A 15359-nucleotide genomic window follows, 5' to 3' on the forward strand; every position below is an offset into this window, starting at 1 on the left:
TTCCCGGGAAAACCGCTTCACACCTTTCCTGGAATTGCTCTACCCAAACCGATCTTTCAGCCAGGCCTTCGGTAGTGCCGGCACGAAATTGTCGTCGCGCCCGCTCATATCCTCATTGGCGACCATCGCATTGAGGATCGCCTCTTCCACGCTTTGCACCACTGCATCGAAGAACGGGTCGATATCGACGTCCGGGATGTAAGTGGCGCTGGCCGTCTGTCCTGATGGAGCAAGTGCTGCTTGCGGATTGGCGGTGGTGAAGGCCAGGAAAATGTCGCCCGAACTGTGGTAGCCGAAGCCGCCGGTCATGGCGATGCCGAGCGGCACACGCCGCGCCAGCCGTTTCATCTGATGCGGCAGGAAGGGCGCGTCGGTGGCGACGATGGCGATGATCGAGCCCTTTTCGGCATGGGGGGTGCCTTCGCGGATCGCCGGCTCCACCAGATCGGGTCCGACGCGCGCGCCGCGCAGGGTGAAATTGCGCCGCTTGCCGAAATTCGCCTGCACGAACACGCCGACCGTATGGCTGATGCCCTGCCATTCGACGATGCGCGACGCCGTGCCGGAGCCGGCCTTGAAGCCGAAGGCGATCATGCCGGTGCCACCGCCGACGCTGCCTTCCTCGATCGCTCCGCCGGTGGCGCCGTCGAGCGCGGCTTCGACATGCTCGAAGCCGACATGATGACCGTTGATGTCGTTGAGGAAGCCGTCATAGGTTTCTGCAGCCACCGGCAGGCCCCAGCCGCTGTCGAGCGCGGCCGGCAGCACGCGCTGCATCCAGCGCAGCGTGCCGTCGCGGGTGACGCCGCAGGAATGCGTGTTGGTGATGGTCACCGGCAGGTTGAAGGCGCCGACCTCCTCGATGATGTGCGAGCCCGTCAGCTCGCCATTGCCGTTCTGGCTGAACACGCCGGCAAATACCGGCGTGGCGAGCTCCGCCAACGGTCGCGGCAGGATGGCGGTGACGCCGGTGCGCACCGGCCCTGTGCCGACTTTGAGCGGACCATCGCCTGAGATCAGCGTCGCATAACCGACGGCCACGCCGGGCACATCGGTGATGGCATTGAAGCGGCCCGGCGTGCCGTCGAAGGCAATGCCGAACGCACGGGCGCGCGGCTTGCCGGCCGGCGTTTGAAGATGCGGGTCGTGTCCGGTCATACCGTCCTCCAGAGCAATTCCAGGAAAAGTGTGAGCGATTTTCCCGGGAAAAGCTCTTAGCGCTTTCCCTTGGGAATTGCGTCAAAACAAAGAGATAGAGCGGTTCCTCGTTTCCGCGAAACGATGAAACGCCCTAGAAAAGCGAGCCCTGATTGCCCGGTTCTTTTGGTTTGCTGACGGCTGGCTTGGCAGTCGCCGGCTTGCTGGCTGGGGGCGTTGCCGTTTGTTTGGCGACTGCCTCCGGCTGCCCTATACCACCGGTCGCAATGGCGTCAGTGGTGCCATCGGCAAACTCGATTTGCAGGGCTGCTCCTGGCGCTACATCCGCCGCCAGCTTTATCACTGCGCCTTCGGCGTCTTTCACCAGCGCGAAGCCGCGCGCCAGCACTGCCTTGTGCGACAGCGTTGCGAGCAAGCGGTCGGCCTGGGTCAATTGTCCCCGCAGCCGGTCCAGCCGTCGCGAAACCGCCTGATCCTGACGGCGCGTCAGTGCGGCCAGCGCGTCTGCCTGCAGTTTCTGCCGCCTGGCGATCGGCGCCGGCGACAGCCGCTTTGCGGTGCGCGAAAACCGGGTGCGCCGTTCGCGCACGATGCCGAAAAAGGCTGCTTGCGCGCGCGCCAGATCGCGGCCGGTCAGCGTCCGGGCCTCGTTGATGCGTCGCGACAGGGTGGCCGGCGTCAGCCGCTGTCCCTGAAGCTTGGTGCGCTTGCGCTCGATGCTGACCGACAGAGCTCGGCCGAGCCGGCTGGTTGCCTCGTCCAGGCGACGGCGCGGCAACGCCAGCAACTGGTCGGGCGAGGGCAGCGCGCGGGCGGCCGCACGAGAGGCCTGCCGCTTGCGTTCGAAATTGCGCAGGACCGCCGCCTTGAGCCGTGCGCCGAGACTGGCAAGTGCTGCTTCGAGATCTGCCTTCACCGGCACCGCGATCTCCGCGGCACCAGTCGGCGTCGGCGCCCGCATGTCGGCGACGAGATCGATCAGCGTCCAGTCGGTCTCGTGGCCGACGGCCGAAATCACCGGAATGCGTGAGGCGGCAACCGCGCGCGCCAGGCCCTCATCGTTGAACCCCCAGAGATCCTCCAGGCTGCCGCCACCGCGCGCTACGATCAGAAGGTCGGGCTGCGCGATCGCGCCATCCCAGGCCAGCGCGTTGAAGCCGTTGACGGCGGCCGTCACTTCCGCGCCTGCCGTCTCGCCCTGGACTCGCACCGGCCAGACCAGCACATGCAGCGGAAAGCGGTCCTTGATGCGATGGATGATGTCGCGGATCACCGATCCGGTCGGCGAGGTGACGACGCCGATGGTGCGCGGCATGAAGGGCAGTCGCCGCTTGCGGCCGGCGTCGAACAACCCCTCGGCCTGCAGCCGCCGCTTGCGCTCTTCCAAGAGCGCCATCAGCGCCCCGGCGCCAGCCGGCTCGAGATTGTCGATGACGATCTGGTAGTTGGATTTGCCGGGATAGGTGGTGAGCTTGCCGGTGGCGATCACCTCCATCCCCTCTTCGGGGCGGAATTTCAGCCGGCTCATCGTGCCTTTCCAGACCACGGCATCTAGCCGCGCGCGGTCGTCCTTGAGCGTGAAGTAGGCATGGCCGGAAGAGTGCGGCCCGCGATAGCCGGAGATTTCGCCGCGCACCCGCACATGGCCGAAGACGTCCTCGACTGTGCGCTTCAGCGCGCCGGAAATCTCGCTCACCGTGTATTCGGTGGCGTTGGTGCGTGATTCGGATGCTTCGTCGCTCATCGGCCGATTGAGCGGCTGTTGTCGCCCCGCGTCAAGATTCCATAACTTGATCTTAAGCCCGGCTTGATTGACTTTGCCGCGAGGAGGACGCATGAGCGCCCGCGCACAACGCAGCCCGTTGACGTTCCAGGTCACCCTGACTGGTCTCGCTCAGCGGCCAGCCTGCCATTCTCAGCGTCACACCGCTGGCGCCAAGTTCGGATCGGGTCACCCAGACGCCCGGCAGTGAATATCTCCAGGTTCCCCTGGAGCTCATCAACGAGGCGGTCATCGGCAGGATCGCCGAAAAATATCTGCTGGCAGGCGCGCATTTCCTGCGGCTGTCGCAGTCTGTAGGTTCAGCCGCCATTCCGCTCGTCGATTCACGCGGCGTCATCCTCGGCTATATCGGCGGGGACCAGGAATGGCCCGGCCTGACGCTGGTGCGTAAGGCCGGCCCGGCTCTGGCTCCGAAGCGCAGAAGGCGCTGCTGGTTGCCATGGGCTGCCGGCAGCTGCAGGGCTATCTGCTGTCGCCGCCGCTGGAGCCGGCGCAATTGCTGGCGCTGCCCGGCGTGTCGTCGGCCAACGCAACGACAGAGGCGGTCGCGTCGGCCTGATCCCCCTACCAGCCTGGCAGGATCTGGTTTGGCTTGCTCCGCTTCATCTTGGCGAAGGCCAGCGCTGCGAAATCGAAGCTTCCCGTCTCTTCGCCGAGCGGCACGGAAATGTTGTCGAGGCTTTCCGAAATATGCCGCGCCAGCGCGTCGACGATCTCCGGCCGCGAGGTCTGGCCGCGCATGATGCCGATGCGGCAATCGGGCAGGGCGCCGAAACCGTCGGCTTCGCCCAGCACCCGCATGCCGGGCCTGAGCGCACATTCAGGCAGCACCGAAATCGCCAGGCCCGACAGCACCGCGGCGGTGATAACGGTCGCCGAGAAGCTGGTGAACAGGATGCGATAGTCGCGGTTTTGCCCGTCGAGCACATCGACGGCGGCACGCCGCCAGATGCAATTCGGTCGGCCGAAGGCCATCGGCAGCACTTCCTGTTCGTGCGTGGCATGGTTGGCCGAGGTGACCCACAGAAGCGGTTCGCGCCGTACCACTTCCGACTGGCCGCGCGTATCGTTGTGCGTCACCAACGCCAGATCGAGGTTGCCGCGCTTGATATGCTCGACCAGCCCCGGCGTCGGCTCGCAGATGACAGTCAGCTCGACGCGCGGGTTGGAGCGTGTGAAGCGCGCCATGATCTCGGGCAGGAAGCGGTCGGCATAATCGTCGGGCGTGCCGATGCGGATGGTGCCTTCAAGCCGCCGGTCGTCGAAGGCGGCCAGCGTCTCGCGGTTGAGATAAAGCAGGCGACGCGCATAGGAGAGCAGCTTGTCGCCTTCCTCGGTCAGCCTGTTGGTGCGGCCGTCTTTTTCGAACAGCGGCTTGCCGATCCGCTCTTCGAGCCGGCGCATCTGCATCGACACCGCCGACTGGGTTCGAAGCACTTCCTCCGCGGCGCGGGTGAAGCTGCCGGTATCGGCAATTGAGATGAAGGTCTGCAACTGGTCGAGATCGAGTGGCGCTTTCATCGGGTCCAATCCATCACTAGCATTGATGCTAAAGATTAGAAACATTCGTTGGATTAATCAATCAGGTCATGGCAAATTCGAATTGTCCACATGAATGCATGTGAATCGAGACCGGAACGGCGCCCTTCCCAGGCTCCGTTTGCCCGGCTTCGTCCGCTCGACTCCAAAGGAGACTGACATGACCACGATCGATTTCGCCACCGAGACCTCGCGCATCACCTCGCGTCCGGCCGTTGCGACGCGCGTGGCCAACGCTCTCCTCAACGCCTACCAGGCCTGGAAAAATCGCCGCGCCTTCTATCGCCTTGGCGAGATGTCGGACGCCGAACTCGCCGACATCGGCCTGACGCGCGCCGACCTCCATGTCGCCATCGATGTGCCGTTCGGCGCCGATCCGACCGTGAAGCTGCGTTCGATCGCGAGCGATCGAGCCGACACGATCGAAAATCTCGCCCGCCAGGTAGCGTGATTTGTTTCGGCTGCCGTGAACCTTTTTCAGGCTCGCGGCAACCAAGGAGTATAGCAGGCTCCCCACTCCCTGCCGGATCCCCGCCGGCCAGCCTGCACACTGGCCCGGTCCTCCCAGGATCGGGCTTTTCTTTTTAAATCAGGCGAAAGCCAGCTTTCGTGACGGCCTCGGTATCGACCTGCCAAGGTCGTTCGCGGCTTCTATCCAGGACGCTATGGCATCTTGAACGTTCGCGATCGCTTCTTCAGGAGTGTCGCCGTCACTTATGCAGCCCGGCAAATCAGGTACAAACGCAGAAAATCCGCCGCCGTCTTCTGCAGCAAGCGGCGCGATGACGACCGGGTATTCAAGTCTGTCCGTCATGTCTCTTCGCCTCGTCGATGAATGCCACGAGTTTCCGAATATATACGGGTTTGATTGGGCGTTTGAAAGGCACGGTCAGAATGTCGGTCATTGCCGGATGATAAACCTTGTAGTGCGATCCACCGGATCTCGGCGGCATACAGTGAACGCCCGCCTCATCGCACGCGGCTTTCACATGCGCTATTGACCAGTCGCCACGAGGGTTGCGGCGCATCTGCTCGAGTCTTTTGCCCATAAGGATATCGACCCGAATGCCGGCCAACTATCGCCGGTCCATATCCCGCTTGAACTGGTCGAAGATCGTTTCCACGCCCTTCTGATAGTCGTCGCGCTGTTGGGCGCCGGTCTCGAACATCTTGCCGAAAATATCGTCGAACGGGTTGCGTGGCCTGCCGCTCGGATTGGTCTGCGGCTGTGGCGCCTGGCGCTGCTGCGGCGCCTGTCGCGGCTGGGGTGCTTGCGGCTGCTGCGGTGCCGGCTGCCCACTTGGCTGTCCACCGGGCAGGCCGAAACCGCCACCACCACCTTGCCGCATCATCTCCTCGAAGATCTTGCCCAGCGGGTTGTCGCCGTAAGGGCTCTGCGTCTGTTGCGGTTGCGTCCGGCCTTGTGGCTGCTGTGCCGCGCCACCGCCGAACATGTCCTGCAGCACCTTGCCGAGTGGATTGTCGCCGTAGGGGTTGGGCGCCGGCTGCGGCTGGCTTTGCGGCTGTTGGGCGCCGCCGCCGAACATGTCCTGCAGCACTTTGCCGAGCGGGTTCTCGCCATAAGGATTGGGTGCCGGCTGCGGCGCCGGCTGCGCGCCGCCGCCAGCCTGTCGCATCATCTGTTCGATGATCTCGCCGAGCGGATTGCTGCCACCGCCGAAGCCGCCGGCGGCCTGCATCTGGCCCCCCATCAACTGGTCTGTCGTCTGCTTGAACAGTCCGCCCATCACCATCGAGGCGATGGCCGGGAGCATCTGCTGCAGGATCTGCTGGCTGACGCCGGTCGCCTGCGCGGCCTGGCTGGCCACGGCGCGCGACAGCTCCTTCGAGCCGAACAGATGACCCAGAATGCCATTGCCCTCATTGAGGCCTTGCGGCGAGAAGGCCCTGGTCGCGTCCTCGAAATATTTGGCGTGCTGGCCGCTTGCCATTGCCGTCATGAAGGCGCCGAGCCCATAGGGGTCCGCGGTGTTGCGCTGCAGCCCTTGCGAGAAAGCGGGCAGCAATGCGGCGACCGCGGCCTGCGTCTGCTGCATCGAAAGCCCGTACTGCTGGGCAAGCGCTTGCATGCCGTTGCCGTTCTGCGCCTGCGCCAATATGTCGAACAAGGTGGGCATCGGTTTCTCCTCCGGGAAATCCTCGAGGGAGAGCCTAGTTCGTTTCGATGTTCGATTGAAGCGGCTTTTGCCGCTGCTCAAGGCGCGCAGTTAATACGCATACTCCATGAACACCGGCTCGATCGAACCGCCCCAGCGCGTGTGGTAGGCTGAGAGCATTTCCTCGGCGCTGGTGGTGCCGCGCGCGACCACCTCGTCCAAAGTGTTGAGGAACGAGGTCTCGTCATAGCCGTCGCGGTTCTTCTTGCCGCGGTTCTTCAGGCCCATGCGTGAAATGGCCATCACATCGCGGGCGATCTCGCGCAGCGTGGTGTTGCGGAAGGGCGCGGAAATGCCTTGCTCCGGCACCGCATTGCGCATCGCCAGCGTTTCTTCATAGGTCCAGCTCGAGGTGAGCGCCTCGGCGGCGTCGAGTGCTGCCTCGTCATAGAGCAGCCCGACCCAGAAGGCCGGCAGCGCGCAGATGCGCCGCCACGGTCCGCCATCGGCGCCGCGCATTTCAAGGAAGCGCTTCAGCCGTACGTCCGGAAACAGCGTCGACAGATGGTTCGCCCAATCGCCTATCGTCGGCAGGCCGTCCGGCACCTCATTGCGGGCAGCGCCGGCCATGAACTGTCGGAAGGTGATATGCGTCATGTCGTGATAGTGGCCGTCGCGGATGACGAAATACATCGGCACGTCGAGCGCCCATTCGACATAGTCGGCAAAGCCGAACTCGGGCGAGAAGCAGAATTCGAGCAGGCCCGAACGCTGGTTGTCGGTGTCACGCCAGATGTCGCCGCGCCAGCTCTGCAGCCCGTTCGGCCGGCTATCGGTGAACGGCGAGTTGGCAAACAGCGCTGTCGACAGCGGCTGCAATTTCAGCGACACCTGCATCTTGCGGCGCATGTCGGCCTCGCTCTCGAAGTCGAGGTTCACCTGGATGGTACAGGTGCGGTACATCATGTCGAGACCCTTGGTGCCGACCTTGGGCATGTAGCGGGTCATGATCTCGTAGCGCGATTTCGGCATTTTCGGCGTCTCGGCCAGCGACCATTTCGGGCTGCCGCCGAGGCCAAGGAAGCGGATGCCCATCGGCTCGGCGATCTCGCGCACCTGCGCCAGATGGGCATTGCCCTCGCGGCAGGTCTGATGGATCGACTCCAGCGGCGCGCCCGACAGTTCGAACTGGCCGCCCGGCTCCAGCGAGATGGCGCCCTGTCCGGTCGGTTCGACCAGGCCGATGATGCGGCCATCATCGATGATCGGATCCCAGCCGAGCTTGTGCTGCATGCCTTCGAGGATGGCGCGGATGCCGCGCTCGCCGCCATAGGGCACCGGCGCGTTGCCGTCGACATAGAAGGGAAACTTCTCGTGCTCGGTGCCGATGCGCCACTTGTCGCGCGGCTTGTTGCCTTCGGCCAGATGCTCGACCAGTTCGTCGAAGTCTTCGATCGGTCGGAAATCGGTAGTATCGCGCGCCATTGGGGCCCCCTCTGCGGCTCTCGGAAGACCGCCGGCGCTAGATGGACGAAATGTCAGTAGACGATCAAGCGAAAAATCCTGAGCCACAGGTCAACAGGAATTGAACGTGACCGCCGCGCCCGTCCCTTGCAATAGGCGAAGTCTCACCAGTCTCCGATCGTTGCCTGCATCACGGCAAACGCAGCCACCGCCGCCGTATCGGCGCGCAGGATGCGTGGTCCGAGCGGAATGGAGGTGACGAAGGGCAGGGCGCGCAGCATCTTGCGCTCCTCCTCGGAAAATCCGCCTTCCGGTCCGACCAGCAGCCCAAGCTTCTTTTCCTTGATCGCCCGCAGCGCCGGCAAAGGATTGTTGGTCKAGGCGTCCTCGTCGCAGAAGATCAGCCGCCGTTCCTTGTCCCAGCCGGAGAGCAGGCGCTCGAATTTTTCCGCTTCTCGCATTTCCGGCACCGCCAGTATGCCGCATTGTTCGGCTGCCTCGACGACATTGGCGCGCAGACGGTCGATGGAGGGCTTTGCAACTTGCGTGTGCTGGGTGATCACCGGCTGCAGGATGCCGGCGCCCATCTCCACCGCCTTCTGCACGAGATAGTCGAGCCGGCCTTGCTTCAGCGGCGCGAAGCAATAGATCAGATCGGGCAGCGGCGGCTGCGGCCTCTGCGAGGCCAGCACCTTCAGCCGCACCGCCTTCTTCGACTTGGCGGCGATCGCCGCCGACCACTCGCCGTCGCGGCCGTTAAAGACCAGGATCTCGGCGCCTTCGCCAAGTCGCAGCACATGCATCAAATAATGACTCTGCTGCTGGCCGGCATCGAATTCGATACCTGCTGCGAGATCGTCCGGCACGAACAGCCGCTGCATCTTGTAATTGGCGCGCATCGCCGAGGAATGGGCGAGGCGGTGCCTGGCGTCAAGCCTCGGCGGAAGGATGCCACACCGGTTCAAAGCCCTGCCGCAACACCGAAACGGTCGTGGCCGGTGTGAGCAGGCGCAGTGGCCGCCCGCGAAGGGTGTCGAAGGCCGCCGGAATGCCATAGCCCGCGAACGACCAGGACAGCGCCTTGCCGCCGCGCAGCGCGTATGCGGTGCCGCCATCTGCGATCATCGCTCCATCCGGCAATCCGGCAAGCTCTTCCACGGTGACATCAGGTGGCTTGCCGCCCGAAGCCAACCTCTCCTTGTGCAGGCGCTTGTCGACCATTGGCGCGCGCGGCTCGGTTACGCCGAAGGCTTTGCTGAAGCGGCTGACAAAATCCGTGGCTCGCTCACGCCGGCAGTAGAAACAGGGCCGGTGCCCGGCTGCCAGTGCCGTCACCTCGTCGAGGAAGAACAGCTCGGTCCAGCCGGCCTTGCCCTCCGGCCGATTGCGGCCCATCGGCTCGCGCCGCACATTGCGGAGCTTGCAGACACAGATGATCCAGGCAGGGAGGGCCCAGCGCTTTTTCAGCAGCGTCTTCGTCTCCGGGTCGTGGATGATGCCGCGATTGCCGGTGAACAGCCCGCGTTCCGGCACGGCATGTATAGCGCCGAACGGATCGACCCGGTTTTGCAGTGGCATAGCTCTCTCCCGAATGCACATCTTGGCTGCAATGCAGACGACATGATATCGCTCGTCGTGTCATTTCATGTCAGCAGGGTTTGCGATGCGGGTGCTGGTGGTCCAGAATTACGACAATACCGGCCTCGGTCAGGTCGGTGCGGCGCTTGCCGAAGCCGGCGCCGATCTCGACCTGCGCCGACCCTACAAGGGCGATCCGCTGCCGGACGACGCGACCGGGCACGATGCCATGGTGATGCTGGGCGGTGGCCAGAACGCGCTGGCCGACGATGACTATCCCTATTTTCCGGCGCTGCTCGAACTGACCCGCGATTTCGCCGCCAAGGATCGCTCCGTGCTCGGCATCTGCCTCGGCAGCCAGCTGGTTGCCCGCACCTTCGGCGGCGAGAACAAGATCGGCGGCGCCTCGGAATTCGGCTGGCACAAGGTGTCGCTGACGCCGGACGCCAGGACCGATCCCGTGCTCGCAGCACTCCCCCAGGATTTCCCCATCTTCGAATGGCACGACGACACCTTCGCACTGCCTGAAAATGCGGTGCGGCTCGCGGGCAGCGAAATTGCCGAGAACCAGGCATTCCGCATCGGCCGCGCCGTCTACGGCTTCCAGTTCCATTTCGAGGCCGACCGGCCGATGGTGAAGGACTGGAGCACATCCTTCGCACCGCTCATTGCGGAGCGCCATCCCGACTGGCACGACCGGCTCGATGGCGAAATGGCCTGCAACGGCGCGGACGCCGATGCCGCCGGCCTCGCCATTGCCCGCGCCTGGGTGGCAACGATCTGAGCCTGACCGCTGGGCGGAAGCCAGCCGTTGCATAATTGGCACGCGGCGGCGAATCCGCCGGGGACAACATCTTTCATCCTTGGTTTGTGGCCGAACGCTATCCTACAAGGCGCGCGCTCTGCATCGGCAATGCAACCGCGATGAACCTTCTGTGTGATCCGCGCGACACACCGCCGATACAGAATCGACCTACAAGCGTGAAATCGTCGAAACTTTGAGACGAATTCTCCGTTTCAACGCATTGGTAACCGCCTCGTGCCCAGATGCAGGAAGCTCAACAAGAGATGACGTCCGTGAAAGCAGCGCTTTTGTCCTTTGTCATGCTGTCTGCAATCGTGCTGTGCGGTCTCGGCATATATTCCGCCGATGCAGCCAACAACCATCAAGCCGTCGACGGCTACGGCGTCACCGCCGCGCTCCGCTAAAACGCTTTTCCCTGTACAGTCAGGATACGCTTGTCCGCGCCGTCTACGGCGAGCGCGCTGAGCATGCCTGACTGCCAGGCGAGCGTGTCGACATTGACGCGGTTCGGCATCACCTCGGCCTCCGGCACCGGTGTGTGGCCGTGCACGATCACCTTCGGGTAAAGCCCTGGATGGTTGTGGAAGACGTCGCGTATCCAGACCAGATCCTGCGGGCTCTGGCTTTCCAGCGGCACGTCAGGCCTGATGCCGGCATGGCAGAAGAAGAAATCGCCTGATATCAGTGACAATTGCAGCGACTGCAAGAAGTCGACATGGGCTTGCGGCACAGCATTGACCAGTGCCTGGTGTCCCCGCCGTACCGCCTCGGCCTTGCCGAACCAGCTTGCGTCCCCCGTCAGGTCAACGCCATAGGACTGCGCTGTCTGCACGCCGCCATAGCGCATGAACAGTCCATCCGGGTCGGGTACGTCGAGAAAATCGAGGAAGCCGATATCGTGGTTGCCGGCCAGCATCAAATTGCGCGGATCGCGCTTTTGCGCCGCGATCAGGAAATCGATGACGCCCTTGGAGTCTGGCCCGCGGTCGACATAGTCGCCGAGGTGGACGATGCGCCAGTCGGCGGCCGGCTTGTATTCGAGCTCGCTCTCGATGCGGCGGTGCATGGCTGCGAGCAAGTCGTGCCGGCCATGCACGTCGCCGATCGCATAAAGGCGCATGCCGTTGGGCGCGCGTGCGTCGAGGTAATGGATGCCGGTCTCGGTCAAGGCTGGCGTCGTCTCCGTGATCCCAGCGAGGCTAGGGCCAATCGGTGAACAAGACCCTATCGCCGCAACTGGCCCTTGCCCATGTCTGTCACCAGGCGCTTGCCGCACAGTGCCAGCGTGATGTCCATCTCCTTGCGGATGATCTCCAGCGCCAGGGTCACCCCTTCCTTGCCCATGGCGCCGAGGCCATACAGGAAGGGACGGCCGATATAGGTGCCCTTGGCGCCGAGGCAGAGTGCCTTGAGCACGTCCTGGCCCGAGCGGATGCCGCCATCCATATGCACCTCGATCCTGTCGCCGACGGCATCGGCGATTTCTTCCAGCGCCATGATCGACGACGATGCACCGTCAAGCTGCCGCCCGCCATGGTTGGAAACGACAATGGCGTCGGCGCCGGTCTTGACCGCCATCAGCGCGTCCTCCTTGTCGAGAATGCCCTTCAGGATCAGCTTGCCGCCCCAGCGTTCCTTGATCCAGGCGACGTCCTTCCACGACAGCTGCGGGTCGAACTGCTCGTTTGTCCACGAGCCCAGCGACGAGACGTCGCCGACGCCCTTGGCATGGCCGACAATGTTGCGGAAGGTACGTCGCTTGGTGCCGGCAATGCCCATCAGCCAACGCGGCCGCATGGCAATGTTGGCAATGTTGGCGAGCGTCATCTTGGGCGGCGCAGACAGCCCGTTGCGGATATCCTTGTGGCGCTGTCCCAGGATCTGCAGGTCGAGCGTCAGCACCAGCGCCGAGCATTTCGCCGCCTTCGCCCTGTCGATCAGGTTGAGCACGAAATCCTTGTCGCGCAGCACGTAGAGCTGAAACCAGAACGGTTTCTTCGTCACCGAGGCGACATCCTCGATCGAGCAGATGCTCATCGTCGACAGCGTGAACGGCACGCCGAATTCTTCCGCCGCTTGCGCCGCCAGCATCTCGCCATCGGCATGCTGCATGCCTGTCAGGCCCGTCGGGGCAAGCGCCACCGGCATCGCCACGGTCTGCCCGATCATGGTCGATTCCAGCGAGCGGTTGCTCATGTCGACCAGCACGCGCTGACGGAATTTTATCTTCTGGAAGTCTTCCTCGTTGGCGCGGTAGGTGCTTTCGGTCCAGGCACCGGAATCGGCATAGTCGAAGAACATCTTCGGCACCCGCCGGCGCGCCAGATCCTTGAGATCGCCAATGGTGAGGATATCGCTCATGGGTAGTCCCTCGTTAGCCTGTCGTCTTCAAGCCGTCGCCGGCGTCGGAGCGCTGCTTGAGCCTGAGCCGCGACACGCGCTGCCAGTCGCCGCTGCGTTCGGCCTCGAGCATCGAGCGCTCGACATAGGAGATGTGGTCCATCGCCGCCTGGCGGGCAGCTGAGGGATCGCCGGCCTTCACCGCTTTGTAGATCGCCCGGTGCTGGGCAAGCAGCGCCTCGCGGGCGCCGGGCACGGTGAACACCAGAAGTCGGTTCTGGAACACGCCTTCCGACAACAGCCGGTAGCAGGAGCGTAACGTGTGCAGGAGGATGATGTTGTGCGCGCATTCGCAGACAGCGTGGTGGAACTCGACGTCGATCTCCGCCTCGTCGTCGAAATCGCCGGTGCGATGCGCCTCGTCCATGCGCGCCATGATGCGGTCGAGCAGCGCAATGTCGTCTGGTGTCGCGCGCCGCGCCGCATATTCGGCCGCGACGCCTTCGATCTCGCGGCGGTATTCCAGATAGTCGGTCACGGCCTTGCGGTGCATGGAGATGAGGTCGGTCACCGGCTTGGTGAACAATTGGCCGATGACATCGGCGACATGGGTGCCGCCGCCGGCCTTGGTGGTCAACAGCCCGCGCCCCTCCAGTGCCTTCAGCGCATCGCGCAGGATCGGCCGCGACACGTCGAACTGGCGCGCCAGCTCACGCTCGCTGGGCAGCCGGTCGCCAGTGCGCAGCACGCCTTCAAGGATCAGGCTTTCAATCTGCTGCACCACCTCGTCGGCGGTGCGCGAATGCTCGATCCTGGAGAAAATATCGCTCAACGGGGCGCCTGGGAAATCCTGCCTGGAGCATGATGCCGAAAAGTGTGAAGCGGTTTTCGGGACGACATCATGCTCTACTTCTTCGATCGAGAGTCGGATGATTTCAGGTCAATTCGATCTGAAATCATCCGGCTCTTGTGTCGCGCAGATTAAAGCCAGTGTCGCCAACTGGTCAAATTATTTATCCAATTCGCACGGCGCGGTCGCTTTCCGCACCGCGCTGGCGAAATCGCATCGGCTAAACTTTGCTGTTTACGCGCCTCTTCGATTGTCTCAAGAGGACGCGACAACACGAAGGGTCGAGAACAGGGGGACCAGCCGTGTCGGACGAGACGTCCAACCTCGAATTCCAGCCGCGCGCCCAGGGCAGCGTGATGGGCTTCCCCGCGCATGAGGGGCGGCCCGGCGCGCTTGGCGAGGTCCATGCCCGGCCGCATCCGCTGATCGACAAGCCGCGCGTGCTGGTGCAGCTTGCCTTCATGACCGAGGGCGGCTCCGGCGTCGACATGGCCGTGCTCTCCGAACTGTCGCGGCGCCTCGGCATCGCCGCACCCGACCGCCATGCCCGCCACCACGCCATGAAATGGGGCAAGGGCACGCTGCGCTGGGAGCGGCACACCGAATTCTCGACCTATCTGTGGGAAGGGCCGCTTGCCGAAAGCAACAGGGCGCAGGAGGACTCTCCCTTCGGCAACGGCTTTTCGCCGCCCGGAACGGTTATTTCCGGGATAAGGCTCGAAATCCGCAAATGGACGCAGGCAAGCGAGAAGCTGATCGTCGGCTTCGACCCGACCAGCCTGTGCTATTCGCTGGTCGAGCGCGGCAACGCGGCAATCATCACCGACTTTCGCCAGGATGGCGACGGCCTGACCCGCATCCTTGTTCTGGATCGCGGCCTCACGCCGGCGCGGACCGGCGCGCTGTCGCAGCGGCTGATCGACGTCGAGACTTACCGCACGCTCGCCATGCTCGGCCTGCCGCTGGCGCTGACGTTGTCCGGACGCGCCCGCCGCATCGAAGACCGGCTGGCGCAGACCACGCTGGAAATGAAGGTGACCGAGACCCGCGACAGCCAGACGCTGCTCGCCGACCTGACCGAGCTTGCCGCCGAACTCGAGGCCGATGCCGCCTCCAGCCTCTATCGCTTCGGCGCCAGCCGCGCCTATGACGGCATCGTTGTCGAGCGGCTTGAGGCGCTGGAGGAAGAGGCGGTGCCTGGTTACGACACGTGGGGCGGCTTCCTGCAGCGCCGCGTAGCACCGGCCATGCGCACCTGCCGTTCGGTCGAGGAGCGCCAGGCCAACCTGTCGCGAAAACTCACCCGCGCCACCACGCTGCTGCGCACCTGGGTCGATGTCGAGGTTGAAAAGCAGAACCGCGATTTGCTGGCCTCGATGAACAATCGCGCCCGGCTGCAACTGCGCCTGCAGCAGACGGTGGAAGGCCTCTCCGTCGCCGCCGTCTCCTACTATGTCGTCGGCTTGATCTCCTATCTCGCCAAGGGCGCCTCGATCTTCGGCCATGCCTTTGCGCCTGAAGTCGTCACCGCCGCCGCGGTGCCGGTCGCCATCCTGCTGGTCTGGTGGGGTGTACGCCGCGTGCGGCGGATGCATTCCGAGCCGGCGAAACATCCGGGCGAGTAATCTCCCCCCTTGAGGGGGAGATGTCGCCAAAGGCGACAGAGGGGGTCGCATCGCGTGAAGCGCTAGCCTCTTTTCGCGACGGAAGAAGACGTCGGCGCTC

Annotated in this window: 15 protein-coding genes; 4 read left to right on the top strand and 11 right to left on the bottom strand. The window is 63.9% G+C overall.

Translation table 11 applies throughout. The features are described from left to right. Nucleotides 1–39: 39 nt before the first annotated feature. The 3 genes from AC1DYO_RS30255 to AC1DYO_RS30265 form a co-directional block, all read right to left on the bottom strand. Nucleotides 40–1158: a DmpA family aminopeptidase gene (locus tag AC1DYO_RS30255; RefSeq protein ID WP_477268083.1), complete on the bottom strand. Its 1119-nt coding sequence runs from the start codon at nt 1156–1158 to the stop codon at nt 40–42. A gap of 133 nt (nt 1159–1291) precedes the next feature. Next, entirely contained in the window at nt 1292–2902 is a 1611-nt protein-coding gene (gene xseA / locus AC1DYO_RS30260; RefSeq protein WP_477268085.1) for an exodeoxyribonuclease VII large subunit, read from the bottom strand. 603 nt (nt 2903–3505) lie between these two features. Next, nucleotides 3506–4462: a LysR substrate-binding domain-containing protein gene (locus AC1DYO_RS30265; protein WP_477268087.1), complete on the bottom strand. Its 957-nt coding sequence runs from the start codon at nt 4460–4462 to the stop codon at nt 3506–3508. A 178-nt stretch (nt 4463–4640) separates the two neighbouring features. Here AC1DYO_RS30265 and AC1DYO_RS30270 point away from each other — a divergent pair, with 178 nt between their 5' ends. Further along, a complete protein-coding gene (locus tag AC1DYO_RS30270) occupies nt 4641–4931 on the top strand; it encodes a DUF1127 domain-containing protein (RefSeq protein WP_477268088.1) in 291 nt (96 codons plus the stop codon). A 138-nt stretch (nt 4932–5069) separates the two neighbouring features. Here the strand turns inward: AC1DYO_RS30270 and AC1DYO_RS30275 are convergent, their stop codons facing one another. The 5 genes from AC1DYO_RS30275 to AC1DYO_RS30295 form a co-directional block, all read right to left on the bottom strand. After that, nucleotides 5070–5294 carry a type II toxin-antitoxin system HicB family antitoxin gene (locus tag AC1DYO_RS30275; RefSeq protein WP_477268090.1) on the bottom strand — a complete coding sequence of 75 codons (225 nt, stop codon included), beginning with the start codon at nt 5292–5294 and terminating at the stop codon, nt 5070–5072. 262 nt (nt 5295–5556) lie between these two features. Further along, nucleotides 5557–6618: a DUF937 domain-containing protein gene (locus AC1DYO_RS30280; protein ID WP_477268092.1), complete on the bottom strand. Its 1062-nt coding sequence runs from the start codon at nt 6616–6618 to the stop codon at nt 5557–5559. 90 nt (nt 6619–6708) lie between these two features. Then, nucleotides 6709–8082, bottom strand: coding sequence for a glutamate--cysteine ligase (locus AC1DYO_RS30285; RefSeq protein ID WP_477268094.1), 1374 nt, complete (start codon nt 8080–8082; stop codon nt 6709–6711). A gap of 143 nt (nt 8083–8225) precedes the next feature. Next, the gene (locus AC1DYO_RS30290; protein WP_477268096.1) at nt 8226–8960 is read right to left on the bottom strand and encodes a 16S rRNA (uracil(1498)-N(3))-methyltransferase; all 735 of its coding nucleotides are present in this window, start codon (nt 8958–8960) and stop codon (nt 8226–8228) included. A gap of 31 nt (nt 8961–8991) precedes the next feature. After that, complete coding sequence (locus AC1DYO_RS30295) at nt 8992–9639, bottom strand: hypothetical protein (RefSeq protein WP_477268098.1); 648 nt, start codon at nt 9637–9639, stop codon at nt 8992–8994. An 85-nt stretch (nt 9640–9724) separates the two neighbouring features. Between AC1DYO_RS30295 and AC1DYO_RS30300 the strand changes: the two genes are divergently transcribed. Then, a complete protein-coding gene (locus tag AC1DYO_RS30300; RefSeq protein WP_477268105.1) occupies nt 9725–10423 on the top strand; it encodes a type 1 glutamine amidotransferase in 699 nt (232 codons plus the stop codon). A 284-nt stretch (nt 10424–10707) separates the two neighbouring features. Beyond that, complete coding sequence (locus AC1DYO_RS30305) at nt 10708–10848, top strand: hypothetical protein (protein ID WP_006206855.1); 141 nt, start codon at nt 10708–10710, stop codon at nt 10846–10848. Here AC1DYO_RS30305 and AC1DYO_RS30310 read toward each other — a convergent pair. From AC1DYO_RS30310 to AC1DYO_RS30320, 3 genes are read right to left on the bottom strand one after another with little or no spacing between them, the layout of a single operon-like run. Then, nucleotides 10845–11612 (bottom strand): metallophosphoesterase family protein, encoded by a 768-nt coding sequence (locus AC1DYO_RS30310; RefSeq protein WP_477268099.1) that lies wholly within the window; start codon nt 11610–11612, stop codon nt 10845–10847. The two genes, AC1DYO_RS30305 and AC1DYO_RS30310, sit on opposite strands and share 4 nt — an antisense overlap. Nucleotides 11613–11668: 56 nt before the next feature. Further along, nucleotides 11669–12805: an alpha-hydroxy acid oxidase gene (locus tag AC1DYO_RS30315; protein ID WP_477268100.1), complete on the bottom strand. Its 1137-nt coding sequence runs from the start codon at nt 12803–12805 to the stop codon at nt 11669–11671. Nucleotides 12806–12818: 13 nt separating this feature from the next. Next, on the bottom strand, nt 12819–13616 hold the full coding sequence (locus AC1DYO_RS30320) for an FCD domain-containing protein (RefSeq protein ID WP_477268102.1): 798 nt from the start codon (nt 13614–13616) through the stop codon (nt 12819–12821). 320 nt (nt 13617–13936) lie between these two features. On the opposite strand from AC1DYO_RS30320, the gene AC1DYO_RS30325 reads away from it, so the two are divergent. Continuing rightward, the gene (locus AC1DYO_RS30325) at nt 13937–15259 is read left to right on the top strand and encodes a DUF3422 family protein (protein WP_477268104.1); all 1323 of its coding nucleotides are present in this window, start codon (nt 13937–13939) and stop codon (nt 15257–15259) included. Nucleotides 15260–15359: the final 100 nt, after the last annotated feature.

It is taken from the genome of Mesorhizobium sp. P2_F5 (assembly GCF_056403715.1).